17 protein-coding genes and 1 pseudogene are annotated in these 20,364 nt (G+C 71.7%); 10 read left to right on the plus strand and 8 right to left on the minus strand.

Features of this window, described 5'->3' with window-relative positions:
• A partial coding sequence (locus EEJ42_RS00925; protein ID WP_148081802.1) for a glycoside hydrolase family 3 protein occupies positions 1-893 on the minus strand: 893 nt, incomplete at its 3' end.
• Positions 894-1,020: 127 nt separating this feature from the next.
• Between EEJ42_RS00925 and EEJ42_RS00930 the strand changes: the two genes are divergently transcribed.
• Positions 1,021-1,662: a TetR/AcrR family transcriptional regulator gene (locus EEJ42_RS00930; RefSeq protein ID WP_123098131.1), complete on the plus strand. Its 642-nt coding sequence runs from the start codon at positions 1,021-1,023 to the stop codon at positions 1,660-1,662.
• Positions 1,663-1,666: 4 nt separating this feature from the next.
• Here the strand turns inward: EEJ42_RS00930 and EEJ42_RS00935 are convergent, their stop codons facing one another.
• From EEJ42_RS00935 to EEJ42_RS00950, 4 genes are all read right to left on the minus strand, one after another.
• Positions 1,667-4,417, minus strand: a complete 2,751-nt coding sequence (locus EEJ42_RS00935; RefSeq protein ID WP_246095940.1) for a type 1 periplasmic-binding domain-containing protein — start codon at positions 4,415-4,417, stop codon at positions 1,667-1,669.
• Positions 4,418-4,521: 104 nt separating this feature from the next.
• A complete protein-coding gene (locus EEJ42_RS00940) occupies positions 4,522-5,049 on the minus strand; it encodes a DUF6299 family protein (RefSeq protein WP_123098132.1) in 528 nt (175 codons plus the stop codon).
• 92 nt (positions 5,050-5,141) lie between these two features.
• Entirely contained in the window at positions 5,142-6,335 is a 1,194-nt protein-coding gene (locus tag EEJ42_RS00945; RefSeq protein WP_123098133.1) for an HTTM domain-containing protein, read from the minus strand.
• A 1-nt stretch (position 6,336) separates the two neighbouring features.
• Positions 6,337-7,080, minus strand: a complete 744-nt coding sequence (locus EEJ42_RS00950) for a DUF5819 family protein (protein WP_123098134.1) — start codon at positions 7,078-7,080, stop codon at positions 6,337-6,339.
• A 42-nt stretch (positions 7,081-7,122) separates the two neighbouring features.
• On the opposite strand from EEJ42_RS00950, the gene EEJ42_RS51625 reads away from it, so the two are divergent.
• The 9 genes and pseudogenes from EEJ42_RS51625 to EEJ42_RS00995 all read left to right on the plus strand — a co-directional run bounded on the left by EEJ42_RS51625 (position 7,123) and on the right by EEJ42_RS00995 (position 17,787).
• Positions 7,123-7,482, plus strand: coding sequence for a hypothetical protein (locus EEJ42_RS51625; RefSeq protein ID WP_221179298.1), 360 nt, complete (start codon positions 7,123-7,125; stop codon positions 7,480-7,482).
• A gap of 433 nt (positions 7,483-7,915) precedes the next feature.
• Positions 7,916-9,076, plus strand: coding sequence for a mandelate racemase/muconate lactonizing enzyme family protein (locus EEJ42_RS00960; RefSeq protein ID WP_123098136.1), 1,161 nt, complete (start codon positions 7,916-7,918; stop codon positions 9,074-9,076).
• On the plus strand, positions 9,073-10,086 hold the full coding sequence (locus EEJ42_RS00965) for a zinc-dependent alcohol dehydrogenase (RefSeq protein ID WP_123098137.1): 1,014 nt from the start codon (positions 9,073-9,075) through the stop codon (positions 10,084-10,086). Before EEJ42_RS00960 ends, EEJ42_RS00965 begins: the two co-directional genes overlap by 4 nt.
• Positions 10,087-10,189: 103 nt before the next feature.
• Positions 10,190-11,206 carry a hypothetical protein gene (locus tag EEJ42_RS00970; RefSeq protein WP_123098138.1) on the plus strand — a complete coding sequence of 339 codons (1,017 nt, stop codon included), beginning with the start codon at positions 10,190-10,192 and terminating at the stop codon, positions 11,204-11,206.
• A gap of 32 nt (positions 11,207-11,238) precedes the next feature.
• Positions 11,239-12,348, plus strand: a complete 1,110-nt coding sequence (gene chvE / locus EEJ42_RS00975) for a multiple monosaccharide ABC transporter substrate-binding protein (protein ID WP_123098139.1) — start codon at positions 11,239-11,241, stop codon at positions 12,346-12,348.
• Between the two features lie 14 nt (positions 12,349-12,362).
• Positions 12,363-13,931, plus strand: a complete 1,569-nt coding sequence (gene mmsA / locus EEJ42_RS00980) for a multiple monosaccharide ABC transporter ATP-binding protein (protein ID WP_123098140.1) — start codon at positions 12,363-12,365, stop codon at positions 13,929-13,931.
• Positions 13,928-15,160: a multiple monosaccharide ABC transporter permease gene (mmsB, locus tag EEJ42_RS00985; RefSeq protein ID WP_123098141.1), complete on the plus strand. Its 1,233-nt coding sequence runs from the start codon at positions 13,928-13,930 to the stop codon at positions 15,158-15,160. The genes mmsA and mmsB overlap by 4 nt, the downstream gene beginning before the upstream one ends.
• Positions 15,161-15,377: 217 nt before the next feature.
• Positions 15,378-16,451: pseudogene (locus EEJ42_RS00990) on the plus strand (aldose epimerase family protein); the annotation flags it as partial.
• An 85-nt stretch (positions 16,452-16,536) separates the two neighbouring features.
• Entirely contained in the window at positions 16,537-17,787 is a 1,251-nt protein-coding gene (locus tag EEJ42_RS00995; protein WP_123098143.1) for a pyroglutamyl-peptidase I, read from the plus strand.
• A gap of 15 nt (positions 17,788-17,802) precedes the next feature.
• Here the strand turns inward: EEJ42_RS00995 and EEJ42_RS01000 are convergent, their stop codons facing one another.
• From EEJ42_RS01000 to EEJ42_RS01010, 3 genes are read right to left on the minus strand one after another with little or no spacing between them, the layout of a single operon-like run.
• Positions 17,803-18,225, minus strand: a complete 423-nt coding sequence (locus EEJ42_RS01000) for an NUDIX hydrolase (protein ID WP_123098144.1) — start codon at positions 18,223-18,225, stop codon at positions 17,803-17,805.
• A complete protein-coding gene (locus EEJ42_RS01005; RefSeq protein WP_123098145.1) occupies positions 18,222-19,010 on the minus strand; it encodes an EI24 domain-containing protein in 789 nt (262 codons plus the stop codon). Before EEJ42_RS01005 ends, EEJ42_RS01000 begins: the two co-directional genes overlap by 4 nt.
• Positions 19,011-19,028: 18 nt before the next feature.
• Entirely contained in the window at positions 19,029-20,345 is a 1,317-nt protein-coding gene (locus EEJ42_RS01010; protein WP_425472834.1) for a jacalin-like lectin, read from the minus strand.
• Between the last annotated feature and the right edge of the window lie 19 nt (positions 20,346-20,364).

The following is a 20,364-nucleotide window of genomic DNA, read 5'->3' on the forward strand; positions in this document are numbered from 1 at the left end:
GGCTCGGCGCCGTCCAGCGCGCCGACCCGGGCGGCCAGGGTCAGCACCCGCCGCACCGCGTCGTCGACGTCCGACTCGGCCACCAGGCCGTCGCGCACGGCGGCGGCCAGCGCCTCGCCGTAGACGGTCTGCGGGCCGGGCATGGCGACGTCGAGCCCGCCCGCGAGCGCCCCGGCGGTGTCCCGGGCGGCCGTCCAGTCGGAGACGATGAAGCCGTCGAACCCCCACTCGCCGCGCAGCACGCCCCGCTGGAGGGCGCGGTGCTCGGTCATCGTGGCGCCGTTGACCCCGTTGTAGGCGGCCATGACACCCCATGGGCGGGCGTCTTTGACGATGGCTTCGAAGGGCGCGAGATACAGCTCGCGCAGCGCTCGCGCGCCCACCCGGTTGTCGACGGTGAAGCGCTCGGTCTCCGCGTCGTTGGCGACGAAGTGCTTGACGGTGGTGCCGACCCCGCCGTCCTGGACGCCGCGCACATAGCCGGTGCCGATCGCGCCGGTGAGATACGGATCCTCGCTGTACGCCTCGAAGTGGCGGCCGCCCAGCGGCGATCGGTGCAGGTTCACCGTCGGGGCGAGCAGCACGTGCACCCCCTTGCGGCGCGCCTCCTGGGCCAGCAGCCGCCCCGCGCGGCGGGCCAGCGCCGGGTCCCAGGTGGCGGCGAGGGCGGTGGGGCTGGGCAGGGCGATGGAGGGGTCGTCGGCGGTCCAGCGCACGCCCCGGACGCCGATCGGGCCGTCCGACATCACCAGGGAGCGCAGTCCGATGGCGGGGACGGCGGGCAGGGACCACATGTCCTGCCCGGCGAGCAGCCGGGCCTTGGTCTCCAGGTCGAGCGCGCCGAGTGCCTTCTCGACGACACCGCTCACGTCCGCACTGATCGCATCTGCCACGACTCGGCCTCCTCAACGGGTCCGGACGCTCTCCACGCCATCGGCGGGGCCCATCGTGGACCCGTTTACCTGTATTCAGGTAGGTACCGTTATTGTTTCGTTACCAAACCTGTTCTACGGTACTCCCATGGACAGGCTGGACAGGCCGGCGGACGACGGCTCCCCGACCGCCACCCGGCGCGGCCAGGAGCGGCGCGCGGAGATCGTCCGCTGCGCCCTCGACGTCATCGCCGAGCGCGGCTACCGGGGCGCCACCCTGAGCGCGGTGGCCGAGCGCGCCGGGCTCACCCAGCAAGGGCTGCTGCACTACTTCCCCACCAAGGACGCGCTGCTCATCGCCGTGCTGGCCGAGCGCGACCAGTGGGACACCGGCGCCGCGCGGCGCGACGGCGGCGGCACCTGGCCGCTGGAACTGCTCGCCTCCCTGGTGGAGTACAACGCGATGCGCCCCGGCGTCGTGCAGACCTTCTCCGCGCTGCTGGGCGAGAGCGTCACCGAGGACCACCCCGCGCGCGACTGGTTCGCCCGCCGCTACGAGCGGGTGCGCGCCGACATGGCGGACACCCTGCGCGGCGAGTTCGGCGACCGGCTGCCCGGCGGGCTCACCCCGGAGGCCGCCGCGCCGCTGCTGGTCGCGGTGCTGGACGGGCTCCAGTTCCAGTGGCTGCACGACCCGGACGCGGTGGACATGCCCGCCCTCTTCCGTACCTTCGTCTCCCTGCTGGGCCGGGCAGACGGAGGTACGGGAGACGAAGGCGGAACGGAATAGCCCGTCAGTCGACGGGCACCGGGCAGGTGTACCGCTTCTCCGGCCCCCACTTCTTCCGGATGTCGGTCGCCGTCACCGCCCCGCACAGCAGCGCGGGCCGCGGCGCGCCCTCGGGCGCGCCGTGCAGGATGGCGACCAGCTTGTCGGCGGTCAGCCGCCCGCCCCCGGCCACGCCGTGGGCGTCGATCCGGCCGGTCGCCCCGTTGAAGCCGCCGCTGCCCAGGCCCTGGTAGAGCACGGCCTGCACCAGCGTCCGGTCCAGCCGCCCGTCCCGCTTCCCGCTGCCCACCCAGGCCTCGTCGATGGCCTGGGACAGATAGCACAGGGCGTCCCAGGCCAGCGGGGAGTGCCCGTCGAGCCGCATCGCCTGGGCCAGCACCCCGCGTTCGCCGCCGTACTGCGCGTCGTACGCCCGCAGATACGCCTGGGCGCTCTCCGCCCGGACCCGCGAGGGCTCGCCGTGCGAGACGTAGTACAGATTCAGCCCCTGGAAGATCGCCCAGGGATTCTGGCCCAGCAGCAGCGCGTTGGTGACGTCGTCGCCGCCGAGCACGCTGACGGTCGGGCAGTCGTCGGCCATCCTGCTGTACTCGGACAGGAAGGTGACGAACTGGCTGCCGCGGGCCGTCCATACGACGCCCGTCGGCTCGCCCCCGCCCGCCACCCGGCACACCCGCTCCGCGAAGTCCTCCATCGTGTCGTACGACCGCCCGGCCGGTCCGGTGGCGCCCCCGCCCGTCCCCAGCAGCAGCGTCTCGACCGGACCAGACCGGTATTCGGTGCGGAACGAACGGGCCAGACCGGAGCTGTACGGATCCTTCGGATCGGCGATCAGCATCACCCGGCGCGCCGTCACCGGGGCGCGGCCGGGGCGGGTCACCATCGCCGCCTCCCGGACGAAGGCCGCCATGACCTGGGCGGCGCGGGAGTCGACGGGCGCGAGCTGGTAGTAGTGCGGACCCTGGGAGAGCAGCGAGTCGGCCGTGCCGGAGGTGCCGACCATGGGGATGCCCGCCGCGTCCAGCTTGCGGATCGCGGAGTACGTGGAGCCGCGGCTCTGGCCGAGGCCGACGGCGCCCACGATCGACGGGTCGCGCCGGGCCAGTTGGACGATGGAGTCGGCGACGGCCGGGGCGTCCTCGAAGAGATGGCCCGCGTTGGCCACCAGCACCCGCACCGGAACCCGGTCGTCCGACGTCAGCGCCAGGGCGTTGACATGGGCCTGGGCGAGCGCGATCCCGCGCAGCTCGGGCAGCGTGCCGCCGCGCACCGGGTCGTCGGCGCCCGCGCCGCCGCTGAACGGGCCGATGTAGACCACCGTGCGATAGCGCGGCGACGCCTCCTCGCGGCGGCTCATCGCGGCGTCCACCTCGCCGTTCTGCCGGTCGATCTGCTCCAGCACCTCGCTGACCTGCCGCTCGTTGGTGCCCTGGGCGAACCGCTGCGTGCCCGTCGTCACCCCGACGCACTGGCCGTCCTTGCCCAGGAAGGTCTGGCCCGCGCAGCTGTCGTCGCCCCCGCCCCACAGCGGCCGGTAGAGGCCGCCGGCCATCAGCCCCAGCGCGACCAGCACGACGACCGCCGCGCCCGCGATCTCGGTACGAGGGCCCCAGCGGCGGGAGGGCGCGACCAGGGTGGGACGGCGGCCGAGCCAGTACGACGCCCGCTCGTCGTCCTCCGGCCCCTCGCTCACCGGCACCACGATCCCGGTGGGCTGGCCCGCGCGCATGCCCTGCCGCTCGACGAGCTCCAGCTCGGCGCCCGCGTGGGCCAGGTCGGCCGCCTCGATGTCGGGGATGCGGGAGGCCAGCGAGCGCGCCCCGGCCGCGATCGCGATCACCGACGTACAGCGCAGGTCCTCGACGGCGGAGCGCAGTTCGCGCAAGAAGCGCTGCACCCGCGAGTCCAGCGCCCCGGCCTCCTCGAAGAGCAGCACGAACCGGGTGGTGCGGCGCATCCGCCACGGGTGGAAGCGGCGGCGGCGCACCGCCCCGTCCAGGTCCGCGAGCAGCGCGTGCATCAGCACCCGGTCCAGGCGCTCCGGGTCGCTGCCCTCGCCGCCGGGGACGTGGTCGAGCGCAGAGCGGAAGAAGTCGGTGGGCGGGGTGCCGCGCTGGAGCCGCGCCCACTCCGCGTACCAGCGGCGGTGGCGGCCGCGGCCGAGCATCCGGCGGCTGGACCGGACGCCGAACAGCCAGCGCGGCAGGGTCTGGCACAGCGGCCCGGCCACGAAGTTCCACAGCAGCTCCACGACCGAGCCGCCGCTGGCGTGGTCCCGGCCGCCGATCCGCCACAGCGTGTTGGCCGTGCGCGACCAGCGGCGGTGCTCGTCGTAGCAGTGGTTGCGCAGGTCGCGGTGGCGGTGCTCGATGGGCCCGTCGATGGCCGGGGCCGTGACCACCGAGTGCAGCAGCCGGTAGCCCGGCAGCCGCAGCTGCCCGGTGTCGACCGGCATGGACTCCGCGAGCTGGAGCGCGATCTGCTCGAACAGCTCCAGCGGCGGCGGATCGGAGCCGGGCCGGAGCGCCGGTACGTACGCGTGCGGCGCCAGCACCTGGCTGCGGCCGCGCAGCCGCGACCGCAGCCCTCCCACGATCCTCCGGCCGGCCCGCCCGGCGCCCTCCTCCGTCAACAGCACCACCGGCACCCTGCTGCGGCTGCGCCGCTGCTGGATGACCAGCTTGTCGAACGCCTCGACGAAGCGCTCGACGCCCGGATACGCCGGGATGCGGTCCTGTGGGTCCCCCGTCGCCATCGTCCCCGTTCCCCCTCTCCCTGCCCGCCTCTGCACAAAGGCGGTGGAAAGAAGGGATATCCCCCGTGGGGGAGGGGCTCAAGCGCGGCGACGGGGGGCGGGTCTCACAACTCGCGCGCCTCCAGCGTGATCGCGCGCTCCCTCACGGCCGCGGTCCGCGGAAGCGGAACGAACTGCTGGACGGCCTCGAACCTCAGCAGGCTGCTCTCCACGAGCGCCGGGCCCGGTACGAAGCGCACGCCCGCGCCGTCCTGCACCGACCAGGTGTGGGTCACGCCGTCGCAGAGCGCCGGGCTGCCCCCGAGCCCGTACCGCACCTGGCCCTGGGTGAGCGTGACGAGGATGTCGGCGCGCGGGATGTCCGCGCCGTCCCGCAGACAGCGGTACGTGCCCGACAGGGCGACGGTGCCGTTGCTGCTCACGTAGCCGATGCGGTTCACGGTGACGTTGTTGCCCCACGGCAGCGGCAGGCTCTGCCGCCCCATCGACGGCATCCCCGGGACCCCGGCCGGGGCGGCGGAACCGGGGGCGGGAGCGGGGGCGGGGGCCGGGGCCGCGTGGGCGGCGGGGATGAGGGGAGCGGCGATGAGCAGGCCGGTGACGGCACCGAGGAAGCGGCGACGGTTGCGCATGGGGTACGGACCTCCGTGAGCGGGGGCGGATTCCCTGTGGGGGACGAAGTCCCTGTACAGCTATCGGGCCCGCCCCGCGGCCTGCGGGAACGTCACCCCCGTGCGGCGTGTCCGATACCGCTGGGCGGGTGCTCCCGCGACGGCGGGTTGACCGCCGCCCCGGTCATGCGCCGCGCGCGGCGGGCGAGGCGGGCGCACCGCGTGCCCAGCAGGAGCAGGAAGGACGTGGGCAGGAAGATCGCGTCCGAGACGATCATCATGGCGGACAGGAACGGGATGCCGAGGACGACGCCGATCGCCAGGTGCTCCAGCATCATCGCCGCCAGCAGGACGTTCTTGAGCCGCCGGTAGCCGAGCAGGAAGGGGAAGGCCGCCTGCACGATGACCGTCCCGTAGCTCAGCAGGTAGACCACCAGCATGCTGTGGGCGAGCAGCCCGCCGAGGGCGGGCCACGGCATGAAGTAGTCGAGGTGCAGGGCGTAGTGCAGCCCGCTGCCCTCCTGCCACAGGGCGCCCTGGATCTTGTACCAGCCCGCCGTCCCGTAGATCAGGCAGACCTGGACCGCGATCACCAGCATGGCGCAGTTGTGCAGCATCGCCGTGACCGCGTCGAGCAGGTCACGCGCCCGGTGCCCCCAGGACCACCGGTGCGCCGCGTACCACGCGCCGTGGGCCGCCCAGAACGCCCAGAGGACCGTCGCCCACGCGGTGTGCGGGAAGCCGTCGGACACCCACAGGAGCAGCACCCCGATCGCCTGCCACATCGCCACCCCGGCCCGGTCGTCCACCGGCTTGCCCTGCCGCCGGGCCCGGGCGCTGCGGCGCGCGTCGAGCGACCAGACCGCGCCGCAGCGGGTGAACGCCAGGTACAGGGCCATCACCCGCATCGCGTTGTCCCCGGCGTCACCCAGATAGGTGTTCCGGCTTTCGATCGAGAGCACGGCCACCAGGAACACCACCGAGGTCGCCCGGGTGCGCCAGCCCAGCATCAGCAGGACGGACGCCACGATCGCGCCGTGGTAGACGAGTTCGAACCACCAGTGGCCGCCGGACCACAGCAGCACGCTGAACCGGTGGTCCTCCTCGATGACCCGGGCCGCCATCTCGGGCGACCAAGGGCTGCGGTCGCCGTACAGCAGCCGCCGGTGCGGCCACTCCCGGAGCAGGAAGGCGGCCGCGATCCCACCGAGGCCGATGCGGAACAGGGCGGCCTGGTACGAGGCGTGGGGACGGGCGGCGAAGGTGATCAGCCGGGTCAGCCGGTCCAGCGGGGCCAGTCGGTTCACGTCACAGTCCCCTGTGGTCGTCGTCCGTCACCGGCCACCAGGGCAGGGTGCGGTGCGGGGTGTTCCGCACGGGGGCGCGGTCGCTCCAGTGCGGGGGCGGTACGGGAACGGCCCTGCTGCGCACCTGGAGCGCGGTGATCCGTGCGCCGTGCGCGTCGGGCGCGAGGCGGCTCAGGGCGATCCGCTTGAGGTACTGGGCGGAGAGCGCGCCCCGCGCGTCAGTGGGCATCTCCCGCCGGTTGTGGGTGTCCCGGTAGAAGTCCCAGGCGCGGCGCAGCAGGTTCTGATCCGCATGGCTCGGCAGCGGGCTGTGCCGAATGGCCGCGATGTCCTGGGCCGTGAGGCTCGTCCAGCGTCTGGTCCGGCGCGCCCCGGAACCCGCCACGGTCCGCACCCGGGCCTCGACCCGGACGTTCGCCTGGAGCGGCTGGGGCGCGAACAGCTGCCAGTCCTGGCCGAATTCGGGGTTCACGTGCGCCTCGATGGCGTGTGCGTACGTCCGCTGCACCGGACCGGGCGGCGCGATGCTCAGGAACACCAGGGCCAGATGCCACAGCGCCGCGCCGAGCAGCACGGCGGCGGTCACCGCCAGCAGGACGAGGGAGGGGCCGGACCAGGTCCGTCCGGCCTCGACCGGCCCCTCCAGCACGGGCGCCCGGGGCGCACACACCCGGGCGGTCGTCTGCCGCCCGGCGTCTGCGCCCCCGGGCCGCCCGGCAGGGGCCTTGGTGGGCTGTTCCATCATGCTCCGCTCACCGCGACCGGTTACCAGTGCCGCTATCCGCGGATGTTGCGGCAGTTCGCCCCGATGCCGCTGGGCGCGGAGTTGGGCGCGACGCTGAACGCGGCGAGGGACATGCCGCCGCTGCTGCTACCGCCACTGCTGCCGCTACTCCCGCTACTGCCACTGCTCCCGCTGCTGCTACCGCCACTGCTGCCGCTACTCCCGCTGCTGCCGCTGCTCCCGCTGCTCCCGCTGCTGCCGCTGCTCCCACTGCTGCCGCTGCTCCCACTACTGCCGCTGCTGCCGCTACTGCCACTGCTGCCGCTGCTGCCACTACTGCCGCTACTCCCACTGCTGCCGCTACTGCCGCTGGTGCCCCCGGTGACCAAGCCCCCGAGCCGGCTGTCGCAGTCGTTGTCCTGAGCCGATCCGCCCTGGATGAAGGCGCGGAGCAGGTCGTTGGGGTTCGGAACCTGCTGTGCCCGAGTGGAGTGGGTGCCACCGTCCTGATGGATGCCACCAAAGGCAACGGCCGCCGCAACGCAGCTACTCAGCAAGATGGTTCGCAGTACTCTTTTCATCTGACCGCCTCTCTCGATGAACCTTCGCCGTCAGCGGCGCAGCCTGCCGCCCGGCGGAACGGGGTCACGGCATCGACACGACCGCGTCCGCCAAATGGCCCGGGGTGAGGAGGTCTGGGGGTGATCGGCATCGTTCGCGCGCTTGGCGTCGTCCCGGCCGCCGTTCGATAACCATTCGACGCAGGACCATTGACACCTCTGACGCCCGGTGATTACCGTCACGCCAAGATTTCGAACGAGTGACGAAATATCGAACATCGCGAAGGGTCATAGCCTTGCGCATCACCGGAATCAGCACGCATGTCGTCGGCACCCCCTGGCGCAATCTCACCTACGTGCAGGTCCACACCGATGAGGGCATCACCGGCGTCGGCGAGACCCGCATGCTCGGCCACACCGATGCGCTCCTCGGCTATCTCCACGAGGCCGAGAAGAACCACATCGCCGGGTCGGACCCGTTCGCGGTCGAGGACCTGGTGCGCCGGATGAAGTACGGCGACTACGGCCGCGCGGGCGAGATCGTGATGTCCGGCATCGCCTGTGTCGAGATGGCCTGCTGGGACATCAAGGGCAAGGCGCTGGGCGTGCCCGTCTGGCAGCTGCTCGGCGGCAAGGTGACCGACAGGGTCAAGGCGTACGCGAACGGCTGGTACACGGTCGAGCGCACCCCCGAGGCGTTCCACAAGGCGGCCACCACGGTGGTCGAGCGCGGCTACCAGGCCCTGAAGCTGGACCCGTTCGGCACCGGCCACTTCGAGCTGGACCACGCCGAGACGCTGCACTCGATCTCGCTGGTCGAGGCGGTGCGGGACGCGATCGGGCCGGACGCGGAGCTGCTGGTGGAGATGCACGGGCGGTTCAGCCCGTCGACCGCCGTGCGGATCGCGGGCGAGCTGGAGCGGTTCCGGCCGTCGTGGCTGGAGGAGCCGGTGCCGCCGGAGAACCTGAAGGCGCTGGCGAAGGTCGCGGAGAAGACGAACCTGCCGATCGCGACGGGCGAGCGCATCCACGACCGGATCGAGTTCCGCGAGCTGTTCGAGTCGCAGGCCGTCGACATCATCCAGCCGGACGTCGGCCACCTCGGCGGCATCCTCGAGACCCGCAAGCTCGCCGCGACCGCCGAGACCCACTACGTGCTGGTCGCGCCGCACAACGTCGGCGGCTCGGTGCTGACCGCCGCGTCGCTCCAGGTCGCGGGCTGCACCCCGAACTTCAAGATCCTGGAGCACTTCAACGACTTCGCCGACGCGGAGATCAAGAAGGTGGTCAAGGGCGCGCCGCAGGTCGTGGACGGCTACTTCGAGCTGTCCCACGAGCCGGGCCTCGGCGTGGAGCTGGACACCGACGCGGCCGCCGAATTCCCGCAGCAGCAGGCCCGGTTCGACCTGTGGGCCGAGGGCTGGGAGAAGCGGGACCCGAAGGGCGGGCAGCAGTGACCGCGCTCGTCCTCGACGCCCCCGGCGCGTTCCACCTCACCGAGACCGCCCCGGTCGCGCCCGGGCCCGGGGACGCGCTGATGCGGGTCCACGCGTCGGGGATCTGCGGCAGCGACCGCGAGGTGTATGAGGGCAACCGGCCCGAGGGGTACGTGCGGTATCCCGTCACGCCCGGCCATGAGTGGTCCGGGACGGTCGAGGCGGTCGGCGCGGGCGTCCCCGAGGCGCTCGTCGGCCGCAAGGTCGTCGGCGAGGGGTTCCGCAACTGCCAGGTGTGCGACCGCTGTCACGCCGGGGAGACCACGCTGTGCACGGCGGGGTACGAGGAGACCGGCTTCACCCAGCCCGGCGCGATGGCCACCACCCTGACCCTGCCCGCCCGGCTGCTGCACCCGCTGTCCGACGACGCCGATCTGACCGCGGCCGCCCTGCTGGAGCCCGCCGCGTGCATCGCCGCCGCCGCGCTCAAGGCGAACGCGCAGCCCGGGCAGCGGGTCGCGGTGGTGGGCACCGGGACGCTCGGCATGATCGCCGTGCAGTTCCTGGCCGCCGTCTCCCCCGCCGAGCTGCTGGTGGTCGGGACCCGGCCGGACCGGGAGCGGCTGTCCCTGTCCTTCGGCGCCACGTCGTTCGTGACGAACGACCGGCTGGAGGACGTTCACGGCGGCTTCGACGTCGTCATCGAGACCGCCGGGTCCGCCCCCGCCGCCCGTACCGCCGCGGCCCTGCTGCGGCGCGGCGGACGGCTGGTGCTCACCGGGATCCCGGCGGCGGGCACGGCGGACGGGCTCGACCCGACCGACCTGGTCGTCCGGCAGATCGAGGTGCAGACCGTGTTCGGGGCCGCGCCGGACGCGTGGGCGCACGCGGTGCGGGTCTTCGACGCGGGGCTGCTGACGCTGCTGCCGCTGGTGACCCACGAACTGCCGCTCATCGACTTCGCCACCGCCATCGAGCTGGTGGGGAGCGGTGATCCGAAGGTGGGCAAGGTGCTGCTGCGGCCCGCCTGACCCCTCCCGTATCCCCCCGGGGAGCACCCGCGTCCCCCGAAAACCTGAACGGTCCTCAAAGACGAGGGCTTCACCTAGTCCTTACGGCGATACAAGGAGCACCGTGACCACCGCCGCCTCCGCCCTTCCCTCCGGCCCCCGCCGTCCCGCCGACGCCGCCCTCGCCCCGCTCGGCCACGCGGCGCCCGCGCCCGACCCCGCCGACGCCTCCGCGCACTCCTTCCCCGACGGTGGCACCTGGCGCACCGAGATCCCGTCCGTCGAGGGCCCGGAGGCGCTGGCCACCGTGTTCAAGGAGGCCGGGCGGCTCGACGTACCGATCCACCGGATCAGCCAGGGCAGCGGCGTGTGGATGCTCACCGACGCCGAGATCACCGAGATGGTGGAGTCCTGCGCGGAGCGCAACGCCGAGCTGTGCCTGTTCACCGGTCCGCGCGGCACCTGGGACATCGGCGGCGCCACCCGTTCCGACTCCGGCGGCGGTGGCCTGCGGGCCCGCGGCCACGACGCGGTCGCCGGATGCGTGGAGGACGCGCTGCGGGCCGCCTCGCTCGGCGTGAAGTGCCTGCTGGTCGCCGACGAGGGCGTGCTGTGGCTGCTGCACCAGCTGCGGGAGCGCGGTGAGTTGCCCGCGGACACCACCTTCAAGCTGTCCGCGCTGGTCGGCCCCGTCAACCCGGCCTCGTTCGCGGTGTACGAGCGGCTGGGCGCCGACTCGATCAACATCCCCTCGGACCTGACGCTGGAACACCTCACCGAGATCCGCCGGGTCTCCCGCGCCCCGATGGACTTCTACATCGAGGCCCCGGACGACCTCGGGGGGTACGTACGGCTCTATGACGCGGCCGAGTTGATCCGCCGCGGCGCCCCCATCTATCTGAAGTTCGGGCTCAGCAAGTCTCCGGGGATCTACCCCTACGGCGCGCAACTGCGGGACGTGGCGCTGAACAGCGCGCGCGAGCGGGTGCGCCGCGGCCGGCTCGTGCTCGATCTGCTCGCCCGGCTGGGCGCGGACGGCGGGCTGTCGCCGCTGGGCTCCCGGCTGCCGGGGCCGCTGCGGCGCTTCCCCGTCACGGAAGCGTCCGACGCCGAGACCGGCACGGCCCCCCAGAAGTCCTGAGCAATGACGCCCCAGGGAAGGACCCCATCACCATGCGTACGGTAAGAGGCGCACGAGTCGCGGCGATAGGCGCCGGCCTCCTCGCGCTCTCGCTGACCGCCACGGCCTGTGGCCAGGAAGCGGTCGGCGGCAGTCGGTACAAGAGCAAGGCAAAGGGAGGGACGATCGGCATCGCGATGCCGACCAAGTCCTCCGAGCGGTGGATCACCGACGGCCGCAACGTGGCCAAGCAGTTCCAGGCTGCGGGCTACAAGACGGACCTGCAGTTCGGCGAGGACGACGTACGCACCCAGGTGGCCCAGATCGAAAACATGATCACCAAGGGCCACCGGCTGCTGGTGATCGCGCCGATCAACGGCGGTGCGCTCAACGACGTCCTCAAGCAGGCCCACGACGCCAACATCCCGGTGATCTCCTACGACCGGCTGCTGCTGGGCACGAAGAACGTCGACTACTACGCGACCTTCGACAACTTCAAGGTCGGCCGGCTCCAGGGCCAGTACATCGCCGACAAGCTGGGCCTGGCCAAGGGCCGCAAGGGCCCGTTCAACATCGAGCTGTTCGCCGGGTCGTCGGACGACAACAACACCCGGTACTTCTACAACGGCGCGATGAGCGTGCTCAAGCCGTACATCGACAAGGGTGAGCTGGTCGTCCGCTCCAAGCAGACCAAGCTGAACCAGCTCTACACCGACAAGTGGAGCGGAAGCGCCGCCCAGGACCGCATGGAGGACCTGCTCAACAAGGCGTACAGCACCGACGACGTCAACGCCGTCCTCTCCCCGTACGACGGCATGTCCATCGGCATCCTGTCGGCGCTCAAGAGCGCCGGCTACGGCACGAAGGCCAAGCCGTTCCCGGTGGTGACCGGGCAGGACGCGGAGCTGGCCTCCGTGAAGTCCATCGTGCGGGGCCAGCAGACGCAGACCATCTACAAGGACCTGCGCAAGCTGGCGAAGGCCACCGTGCAGATAGCCAAGGCGAAGCTGACCGGCGGCAAGCCCCCGATCAACGACACCAAGTCGTACGACAACGGCGAGAAGGTCGTGCCGACCTATCTGCTCAACCCGGTCAGCATCGACAAGTCCAACACCCGGGTGCTGGTGGACCAGGGTTACTACACCGCGTCGCAGCTGAAGTAGGGCGGGTCCGGGCTATGAGCACCATTCTCGAACTGCGCTCCATCACCAAGACCTTCCCCGGTGTCAAGGCGCTCTCCGACGTCAACCTCCGCGTGCGGCAGGGCGAGATCCACGCCCTCTGCGGGGAGAACGGCGCGGGCAAGTCCACCCTGATGAAGGTGGTCAGCGGCGTCCATCCGCACGGCTCTTACGACGGCGAGATCCTCTTCGAGGGCGAGCCGTGCGCGTTCAAGGACATCCGCGCCAGCGAACAGCGCGGCATCGTCATCATCCATCAGGAACTGGCCCTGATCCCTTACCTGTCCGTCGCCGAGAACATCTTCCTCGGCAACGAGCACGCCAAACGCGGTCTGATCAGCTGGAACGAAACCCTCAAGCACGCCAACGCGCTGCTGAAGCGGGTGGGTCTGTCGGATTCGCCGCAGACCCGGGTCGCCGACATCGGCGTGGGCAAGCAGCAGCTCGTGGAGATCGCCAAGGCGCTCTCCAAGGAGGTGAAGCTGCTCATCCTGGACGAGCCGACCGCGGCGCTCAACGACGAGGACAGCGGCAAACTCCTCGATCTGCTGCTGGAGTTCAAGGCGCAGGGCATCTCCTCGATCATCATCTCGCACAAGCTGAACGAGATCCGCCGGGTCGCCGACTCCGTCACCATCCTGCGCGACGGCCAGACCATCGAGACCCTGTCGGTCCGGGAGACCCCGGAGTCCGAACCAGAGGTCTCCGAGGACCGCATCATCCGCGGCATGGTCGGCCGGGACCTGGACCACCGCTTCCCCGAGCGCACCCCGTACCAGGGGAAGGACGCCTCCGAGGTGGCCATGGCCATCGAGGACTGGACCGTGCACCACCCCATCGACCAGCAGCGCAAGGTCGTGGACGGGGTGTCGCTGAACGTCCGGCGCGGGGAGATCGTCGGCATCGCCGGGCTGATGGGCGCGGGCCGCACCGAGCTGGCGATGAGCGTGTTCGGCCGGACGTACGGCCGCTACGCGGGCGGCCGGGTCCTCCGGGACGGGCAGGAGGTCCGTACCCGTACCGTGCCGGAGGCCATCGACCACGGCATCGCGTACGTCACCGAGGACCGCAAGACGTACGGGCTGAACCTCGACGACACCATCAGCCGCAACGTCTCGCTCTCCTCGCTCAGCAAGGTGGCGCGCCGCGGTCTGGTCAACGAGCACGAGGAATCCCGGGTCGCCGAGCGGTTCCGCAAGACGATGAACATCAAGGCACCCACGGTCTTCGAGCGGGTCGGCCGGCTCAGCGGCGGCAACCAGCAGAAGGTCGTGCTCAGTAAGTGGATCTTCGCAGGTCCCGAGGTGCTCATCCTCGACGAGCCCACCCGCGGCATCGACGTCGGGGCCAAGTACGAGATCTACACGGTCATCAACGACCTGGCGGCGCAGGGCAAGGCCGTCGTCTTCATCTCCTCCGAGCTGGGCGAGCTGCTGGGGATGTGCGACCGGATCTACACGATGGCGGCCGGACGGCTGACCGGGGAGGTTCCCCGGGCCGAGGCGACCCAGGAAGTTCTGATGCGCCACATGACCAGGGACAGGGACAGAGGAGACGAAGGATGAGCACGGCCACGCAGAAGACCGAGAGCCCGGCCCCACCGCCGGCCGAGGGCTCCAAGAGCCTCGGGACGCTGCTGCTCCAGGGCATGCGGACCAACATGCGGCAGTACGGGATGCTGGTCGCGCTCGCCCTGATCATCGTCATCTTCCAGATCTGGTCGGACGACATCCTGCTGCGGCCGGGCAACGTCACCAGCCTGGTGCAGCAGAACGGCTACATCCTCATCCTCGCGATCGGCATGATGATCGTGATCATCGCGGGGCACATCGACCTGTCGGTCGGATCGCTCGTCGCCTTCATCGGCGCGGCCGCCGGCGCGATGATGATCAAACACGACATGCCGTGGGGCCTCGCGGTGGTCCTGTGCCTGCTGATCGGCGCGGCCGCCGGGGCGTGGCAGGGCTTCTGGATCGCCTACATCGGCATCCCGTCCTTCATCGTCACCCTGGCCGGAATGCTGGCCTTCCGCGGCGGCACCCAGATCCTGCTGGACGGGCAGTCGCTGTCGCCGTTCCCCGACGGCTTCGAGAAGCTGAGCACCGGGTTCATCCCGGAGATGGGCCCGTACACGCAGTACCACAACCCCACCATGGTGATCGGCCTCGTCGTCTGTGCCGCCGCCGTATGGCAGGAGTGGCGTGGCCGGCAGCAGCGGGCGGCCTACGAGCTGGACGTGGTGCCGCTCGGGCTGTTCTTCGTCAAGTGCGCCGCGATCGTGGCCGCCGTGATGGCCTTCACCATGACGCTGTCCAGCTGGCACGGGGCACCGTACGGGCTGCTGGTCCTGGCCGGGCTCTTCGTGATCTTCAGCTTCGTGATGCGCAACACCGTCGTCGGACGGCACGTGTACGCCCTCGGCGGCAACCAGCCGGCGGCCAAGCTGTCGGGTGTGCGGGACAAGCGCGTCACGTTCATGGTCTTCGTCAACATGGGTCTGCTGTCCGCGCTCGCCGGTCTGGTCTTCGCCGCCCGACTGGGCTCCGCCACCCCCAGCGCGGGCCTCAACTTCGAGCTGGAGGCCATCGCCGCGGCGTTCATCGGCGGCGCCTCGGCCAGCGGCGGTGTCGGCACCGTGCTGGGCGCCATCATCGGTGGCCTGGTCCTCGGCGTGCTCAACAACGGCATGTCGCTGGTGGGTATCGGCACCGACTACCAGCAGGTGATCAAGGGACTGGTCCTGCTGGCGGCGGTCGGCTTCGACGTCTGGAACAAGCGCCGGGTCGGCTCGTAGCCCGCCTCCCCCACTCCCCCTGACGCATCGACTTCTATGGAGCCGCACATGACCACGAGCAGACGCACGGTGATCACGGCCGCGGCGGCGGCCGCCGGAGTGGCGGCCGCGGGCCCCGCGTACGCGAGCCCCGGCGGCGCATCCGGAAAGGAACGCGCGGTGACGGAACACGCGGTGAAGGAACACTTCGGCACGCTGGCCGACGGCACGAAGGTCGACCGCTGGACGATCGAGAACGGCCGCACCAAGCTGNTTCGGCACGCTGGCCGACGGCACGAAGGTCGACCGCTGGACGATCGAGAACGGCCGCACCAAGCTGAGCGTGCTGTCGTACGGCGGGGTCGTCCAGACCCTGGAGATCCCCGACCGCCACGGCCGCCGGGCCAACGTGTCGCTGGGCTTCGCCGACTTGGACTCGTACGTCGCCAGCAGCCCGTACTTCGGCGCCCTCATCGGCCGCTACGGCAACCGCATCGCCCGCGGTACGTTCACCCTCGACGGCACGAAGTACCAGCTGCCCGTCAACGACGGCCCCAACAGCCTGCACGGCGGCGACAAGGGCTTCGACAAGCGGGTCTGGACCGTCGAGCCCTTCCGCAAGGGCGCCGACGTCGGCCTCACCCTCCGCCGGGTCAGCCCCGACGGCGAGATGGGCTACCCGGGCGCGCTCACCGTGCGCGTCGACTACACCCTCACCGCGGCGGGCGACTTCCGCATCGACTACGAGGCCACCACCGACAAGGCCACCGTCGTCAACCTCACCAACCACACCTACTACAACCTGGCCGGGGAGGGCTCGGGGTCCATCTACGACCACCGCCTCCAGATCGCCGCCTCCCGCTACACCCCGGTCGACAAGACCCTCATCCCCACCGGCGAACTGGCCAAGGTGGCCGGGACCCCGTTCGACTTCCGCCGCACCAAGGAGATCGGCCGGGACATCCGGGAGGCCCACCAGCAGGTGCTGTACGGGCAGGGCATCGACCACAACTTCGCCCTCGACAAGGGCCTCACCCGCCGCCCCGAGCACATCGTGACGGTGACCGAGCCGGAGTCGGGCCGGGTCATGAAGATCGCGACGACCGAGCCCGGCGTGCAGTTCTACACGGGTAACTTCCTGACCGGCACCTTCGCCGGAACGTCCGGCCAGGTCTACCGGCAGGGCGACGGCTTCTGCCTGGAGACCCAGCACTTCCCGGACTCCCCCAACCAGCCCGCCTTCCCCACCACGGTGCTCCGCCCGGGCGACACCTACCGCTCCACGACGGTGCACTCCTTCTCGACCCGCTGAGCGATCCGTTCTCCCCCTCCCGCCCCGTCACGCGCACGGGGCGGGAGGGGTTCGTCGTTTCCGCTGCCGTCTCGAAAGGCCCCGCATGACACCGATACGCACCCTCCTGGCCCTCACCCTGGCCGCCCTCCCCCTGGCCCTGACCACCACCCCCGCGACCGCCCAGGACCGCACCCCCACCGTCGAGGAGCAGCGCCTCGACCGGGCCGCGCCCCAGGAGATCCTGCGCCGCAGCGGCTTCGACGATGTGGCGCCGGGCTTCGCCCGGGATCTGGCGGGCGTACGGTCCGCCGCGCAGGCCGAGCGCGTCGTACGGCGGGACGGCGGGCGGCTGTGGCACCGGGCGGTGGCTCGGGCGCAGGGCCGGGGGCCCGCCGGTGGCGACCTCAGCCGGGACGACGACCGCCCGCTGTACTGGGCACGCCTCGGGATGACCCGCGCCCTCGGCGAGTGGCGGCCTGACTTCCCGCTGGGCGAAGCCCGCCGCGCCGAGCTGCTGACCGCCCTGGAGCGGACCTCCCGCGGGCAGGACTCCCTCGGCCTCCCCGCGGGCAAGCACATCAAGCGCATCGTCGTCACCGGCTTCGACCCGTTCCAGTTGGACGCCGACGTCCGCCGCTCCAACCCCTCCGGCGCGGCGGCGCTCGCGCTGGACGGGATGACGCTGCGTACGCCCCAGGGCCCGGCGCGCGTCGAGACCGCCGTCTTCCCCGTCCGCTGGGCGGACTTCGCGGACGGCACGGTCGAGCGCACCCTGCTGCCGGTGTTCCGCCCCGGCCCGCGCCGGGTGGACGCGTTCATGACCGTGAGCCAGGGCCGGGTGGGCCGCTTCGACGTCGAACGCACCAACGGCGCGTGGCGCGGGGGCTACCCCGACAACGCCAATGTCTCCCGCACCGAGACGGTCCCCGTCCCGCCCGGCGTCCCCACGCCCGCCCCGCAGCCCCAGTGGACGACGACCACGCTCCCGTACGCCGCGATCGTCGCCGCGGACACCGGGCCGTTCCCCGTGCGCGACAACACCGGCGTCACCGAGATCCCGGCGGGCGCCACCACCCCGGTGGTCCGCCCCGACGGCCCGACGCCGGGCTCGACGGCCCGCGCGGGCGGTGGCGGCGACTACCTCTCCAACGAGATCGCCTACCGCGCCACCCTGCTGCGCGACGCCGTCGGCCTGAAGGTCCCGGGCGGCCACTTCCACACCCCCGTGCTGCAATTCGGCCCGAACAACACCGACCCGGCGACGGGCCAGATCACCGACCCGGACTTCGTCCACAACCGCCAGACCATCACCGCCCAGGTCCGCGCGGTGCTCACCGTGGTCGCGACCCGCTGACGGCCCGGCGCGGCATCACCGGTCGGCCAGCAGCAGGGCCAGGGGCCCGGCGGGCAGGAGGAAGCGCCCCTGCGCGGCCGCGTCGATCGCGTCGGCCATCGGCCACCAGGACAGCGTGAAGTCCTGTTCGGTGGGGGTCAGTTCCTGCGGCCCGCAGGTGAGGCGCCGGGCCTCGAAGAGGTGGACGCGAGCGGTCGAGCCGAGCGTGATGGCGTACGAACCCAGCGACCGCCATGCCCCGGCGGTGATCCCCGCCTCTTCCCGCAGCTCACGCCGCGCGCACTCCTCCGCCGTCTCCCCGTCCTCCCGGCGCCCGCCCGGCAGGAAGAGGTACTCGGCACCGTGGCGGGGGAAGTGGGCGCTGAGCAGAGCCACCAGCCCGTCCGTGTCGCGGGCCACCACGACGGAGGCATCGCGGGCCGGGTGGTGGCCCGTCACGCGCCGCCCAGCGCGTCCGCCGCGGTGTCGCCCTGGGACGGGGCGTCGGCCTCGCCCGTCACGTCGCGGACCATCAGGGTCGCGCCCGCTACCGCACCCGGCATGAGGAAGACCGAGACCAGGGGGAGCAGGAAGAGCACGGCGAGGGGGAGGCCGAAGCCTACGGTGAGGAGGCGGCGGCCACGGAGCATGCGGCGGCGTTCCGTGAGCAGGACGCCGCGGCGCAGCAGGGCGACCGAGGTCAGCTCTTCGGCGAGGAAGAAGCCGGTCACGCAGAGGGCGAGGGCGGGGATCACGGTCTGGCCGACGACCGGGATGAAGCCGAGCGCGAAGAAGAGCACGCTCCACAGGGTGACGCGGATGAGCAGGGCGATGGCCTCGCGGATGCCGATCCACACCTCCTGCCAGGTCGACAGGCCCGATTCGGGGACCTCGCCGCCTTCGGAGCGGTCGACCTCCTCGGAGAGGGATTCGTAGAAGGGCTGGCCGACCAGGAGCGTGACCGCGGTGAACGTGATCACCGCGAGGAAGAGGCAGGCGGCGGCGAAGAGGATCGCGAGCGCGCCGCGGAAGACGCCGAGCCAGGGTGAGGCCCAGTCGTCGGCGAAGGGGGTGGCCCAGGCGATGACGTCGTCGGTCCAGAAGAAGAGGACGACGAGGGCCGCCGCGTAGCCGACGAGGGTGATGAGGGCCGGGATCATCCCGATCCCCCACCACCGCCCGTGCTGGGCCACCCAGCGTTGGCCCTTCACCAGATAGCCGAGGCCCACTCCAAGATCACGCATGGGCGGAAGCCTACTTGGCTAGCGCGGCGCGTAGATGACGCCCAGCTTGTCGATCTCGTCACCGGCGCGGCCGGTGAAGCCCACGATCTGCCAGCCGTCGGGGGCGGTGAACGTGGCGGTGTCGGAGGTGGGGGTTCCGGCCGACACGGTGCGACCCTTATCGGTGGTGAAGGCCGCGGAGAAGAGGCGGGTGCGGCCGTCCTTCTGGCCGCGGCTGAGGGTGGCGGAGGTGAGGTGCTCACCGGAGCCGAGGGTGAGGGAGGCCGCGGTGCCGCCGCTGCCGCCGTGACCGAGGGTCGTACCGCCGGACAGGGTCAGGGACACCGCGTCCAGGCGGGAGCCGCCGCGCAGGGTGAGGGTGCGGGGCGCGGGGGTGGCGGGCAGGTCGTCGGCGTCGTTGAAGGCGGTGCCGTGCGGCCCGCCGAACTGGTCCCCGGCGCGGAGCCCGTCGGCCGCCTTCCAGGAGAAGTCCACGGTGTGCGGGTAGTGGTCGGACAGCGGCTTGCCCTCGGCGTCGAGGAAGTCGGTGTTGTCGTTGTTGTAGCGGGTGGCGGTGAGGGAGAGGAGCGGGCCGGAGCGGTAGAGGACCTTGTCGACGACCTCGCAGGTGTTGGTGACGTTTTCCGGGTCGCACACGAGCGCGTCGGACCCGGCGGGCGGGGCCGAGCCGCCGCGGACGAGGTTCACCCAGGCGTCGGTGAGGCCGTTGCGGGTGGCGAGGTCGCGGATGTTGTCGGCGGCGCGGGTGTAGCGGGTGTTGGTGTCGCCCATGACGAGGACGGCGTTTCCGGCCGAGTTGGCGGTGATGAAGTCGGAGAGCTGGGTGATGTTGGCGCGGCGGGCGGCGAGGTCGGCGTCGGTGGTGCCCGCGTTGGTGTGCACGTTGTAGAGGTCCAGGTACGCGCCTTCGGCGAGCCGCACCCGGGCGAGGGAGAAGCCCTTGGGGGTGAGGCAGTCGGTGCCGTTGCACTTCCTCCACTTGACCCGCTCGAAGTCGTCGTAACGCAGGTCGGAGAGGGTGTTGAGGCCGTCGCCGAAGGCCGCGCCACCGCTGGTGGGGGTGCGGTACGGGTGGTCGTCACCCGCGTAGAGCGCGGCGTGGTAGTTGAAGTCCTCCTGGACGTTGACGATGTCGTACGCGCCCAGGCGGGGCGAGATCAGCGGGGTGTTCTTCTCGGGGTGGCCGGAGGACAGGCCCTCGGGGAGTCCGGCCACGTTGTACGTGAGGACGTTGAAAGAACCCGAGGGGGCGGCCTTGGCATCCGCCACCGCGGGCGTGGTGGCGCCGAGTGTGCCCGCACAGGTGGCGAGGGCCGCCGCGACCGCGACGGCCATGCGGCGTCCGATGAATCTC

It is taken from the genome of Streptomyces botrytidirepellens, assembly GCF_003721215.1.
Taxonomy (GTDB): Bacteria; Actinomycetota; Actinomycetes; order Streptomycetales; family Streptomycetaceae; genus Streptomyces; species Streptomyces himastatinicus.

What these genes read in the sequence shown, in the direction of transcription:
- EEJ42_RS00930 (WP_123098131.1), top strand. Translation starts at nt 1,021, where the DNA reads ATGGACAGGCTGGACAGGCCGGCGGACGACGGCTCCCCGACCGCCACC.
- EEJ42_RS00935 (WP_246095940.1), bottom strand. Translation starts at nt 4,417, where the DNA reads ATGGCGACGGGGGACCCACAGGACCGCATCCCGGCGTATCCGGGCGTC.
- EEJ42_RS00940 (WP_123098132.1), bottom strand. Translation starts at nt 5,049, where the DNA reads ATGCGCAACCGTCGCCGCTTCCTCGGTGCCGTCACCGGCCTGCTCATC.
- EEJ42_RS00950 (WP_123098134.1), bottom strand. Translation starts at nt 7,080, where the DNA reads ATGATGGAACAGCCCACCAAGGCCCCTGCCGGGCGGCCCGGGGGCGCA.
- EEJ42_RS51625 (WP_221179298.1), top strand. Translation starts at nt 7,123, where the DNA reads ATGTTGCGGCAGTTCGCCCCGATGCCGCTGGGCGCGGAGTTGGGCGCG.
- chvE (WP_123098139.1), top strand. Translation starts at nt 11,239, where the DNA reads ATGCGTACGGTAAGAGGCGCACGAGTCGCGGCGATAGGCGCCGGCCTC.
- mmsA (WP_123098140.1), top strand. Translation starts at nt 12,363, where the DNA reads ATGAGCACCATTCTCGAACTGCGCTCCATCACCAAGACCTTCCCCGGT.
- mmsB (WP_123098141.1), top strand. Translation starts at nt 13,928, where the DNA reads ATGAGCACGGCCACGCAGAAGACCGAGAGCCCGGCCCCACCGCCGGCC.
- EEJ42_RS00995 (WP_123098143.1), top strand. Translation starts at nt 16,537, where the DNA reads ATGACACCGATACGCACCCTCCTGGCCCTCACCCTGGCCGCCCTCCCC.
- EEJ42_RS01005 (WP_123098145.1), bottom strand. Translation starts at nt 19,010, where the DNA reads ATGCGTGATCTTGGAGTGGGCCTCGGCTATCTGGTGAAGGGCCAACGC.
- EEJ42_RS01010 (WP_425472834.1), bottom strand. Translation starts at nt 20,345, where the DNA reads ATGGCCGTCGCGGTCGCGGCGGCCCTCGCCACCTGTGCGGGCACACTC.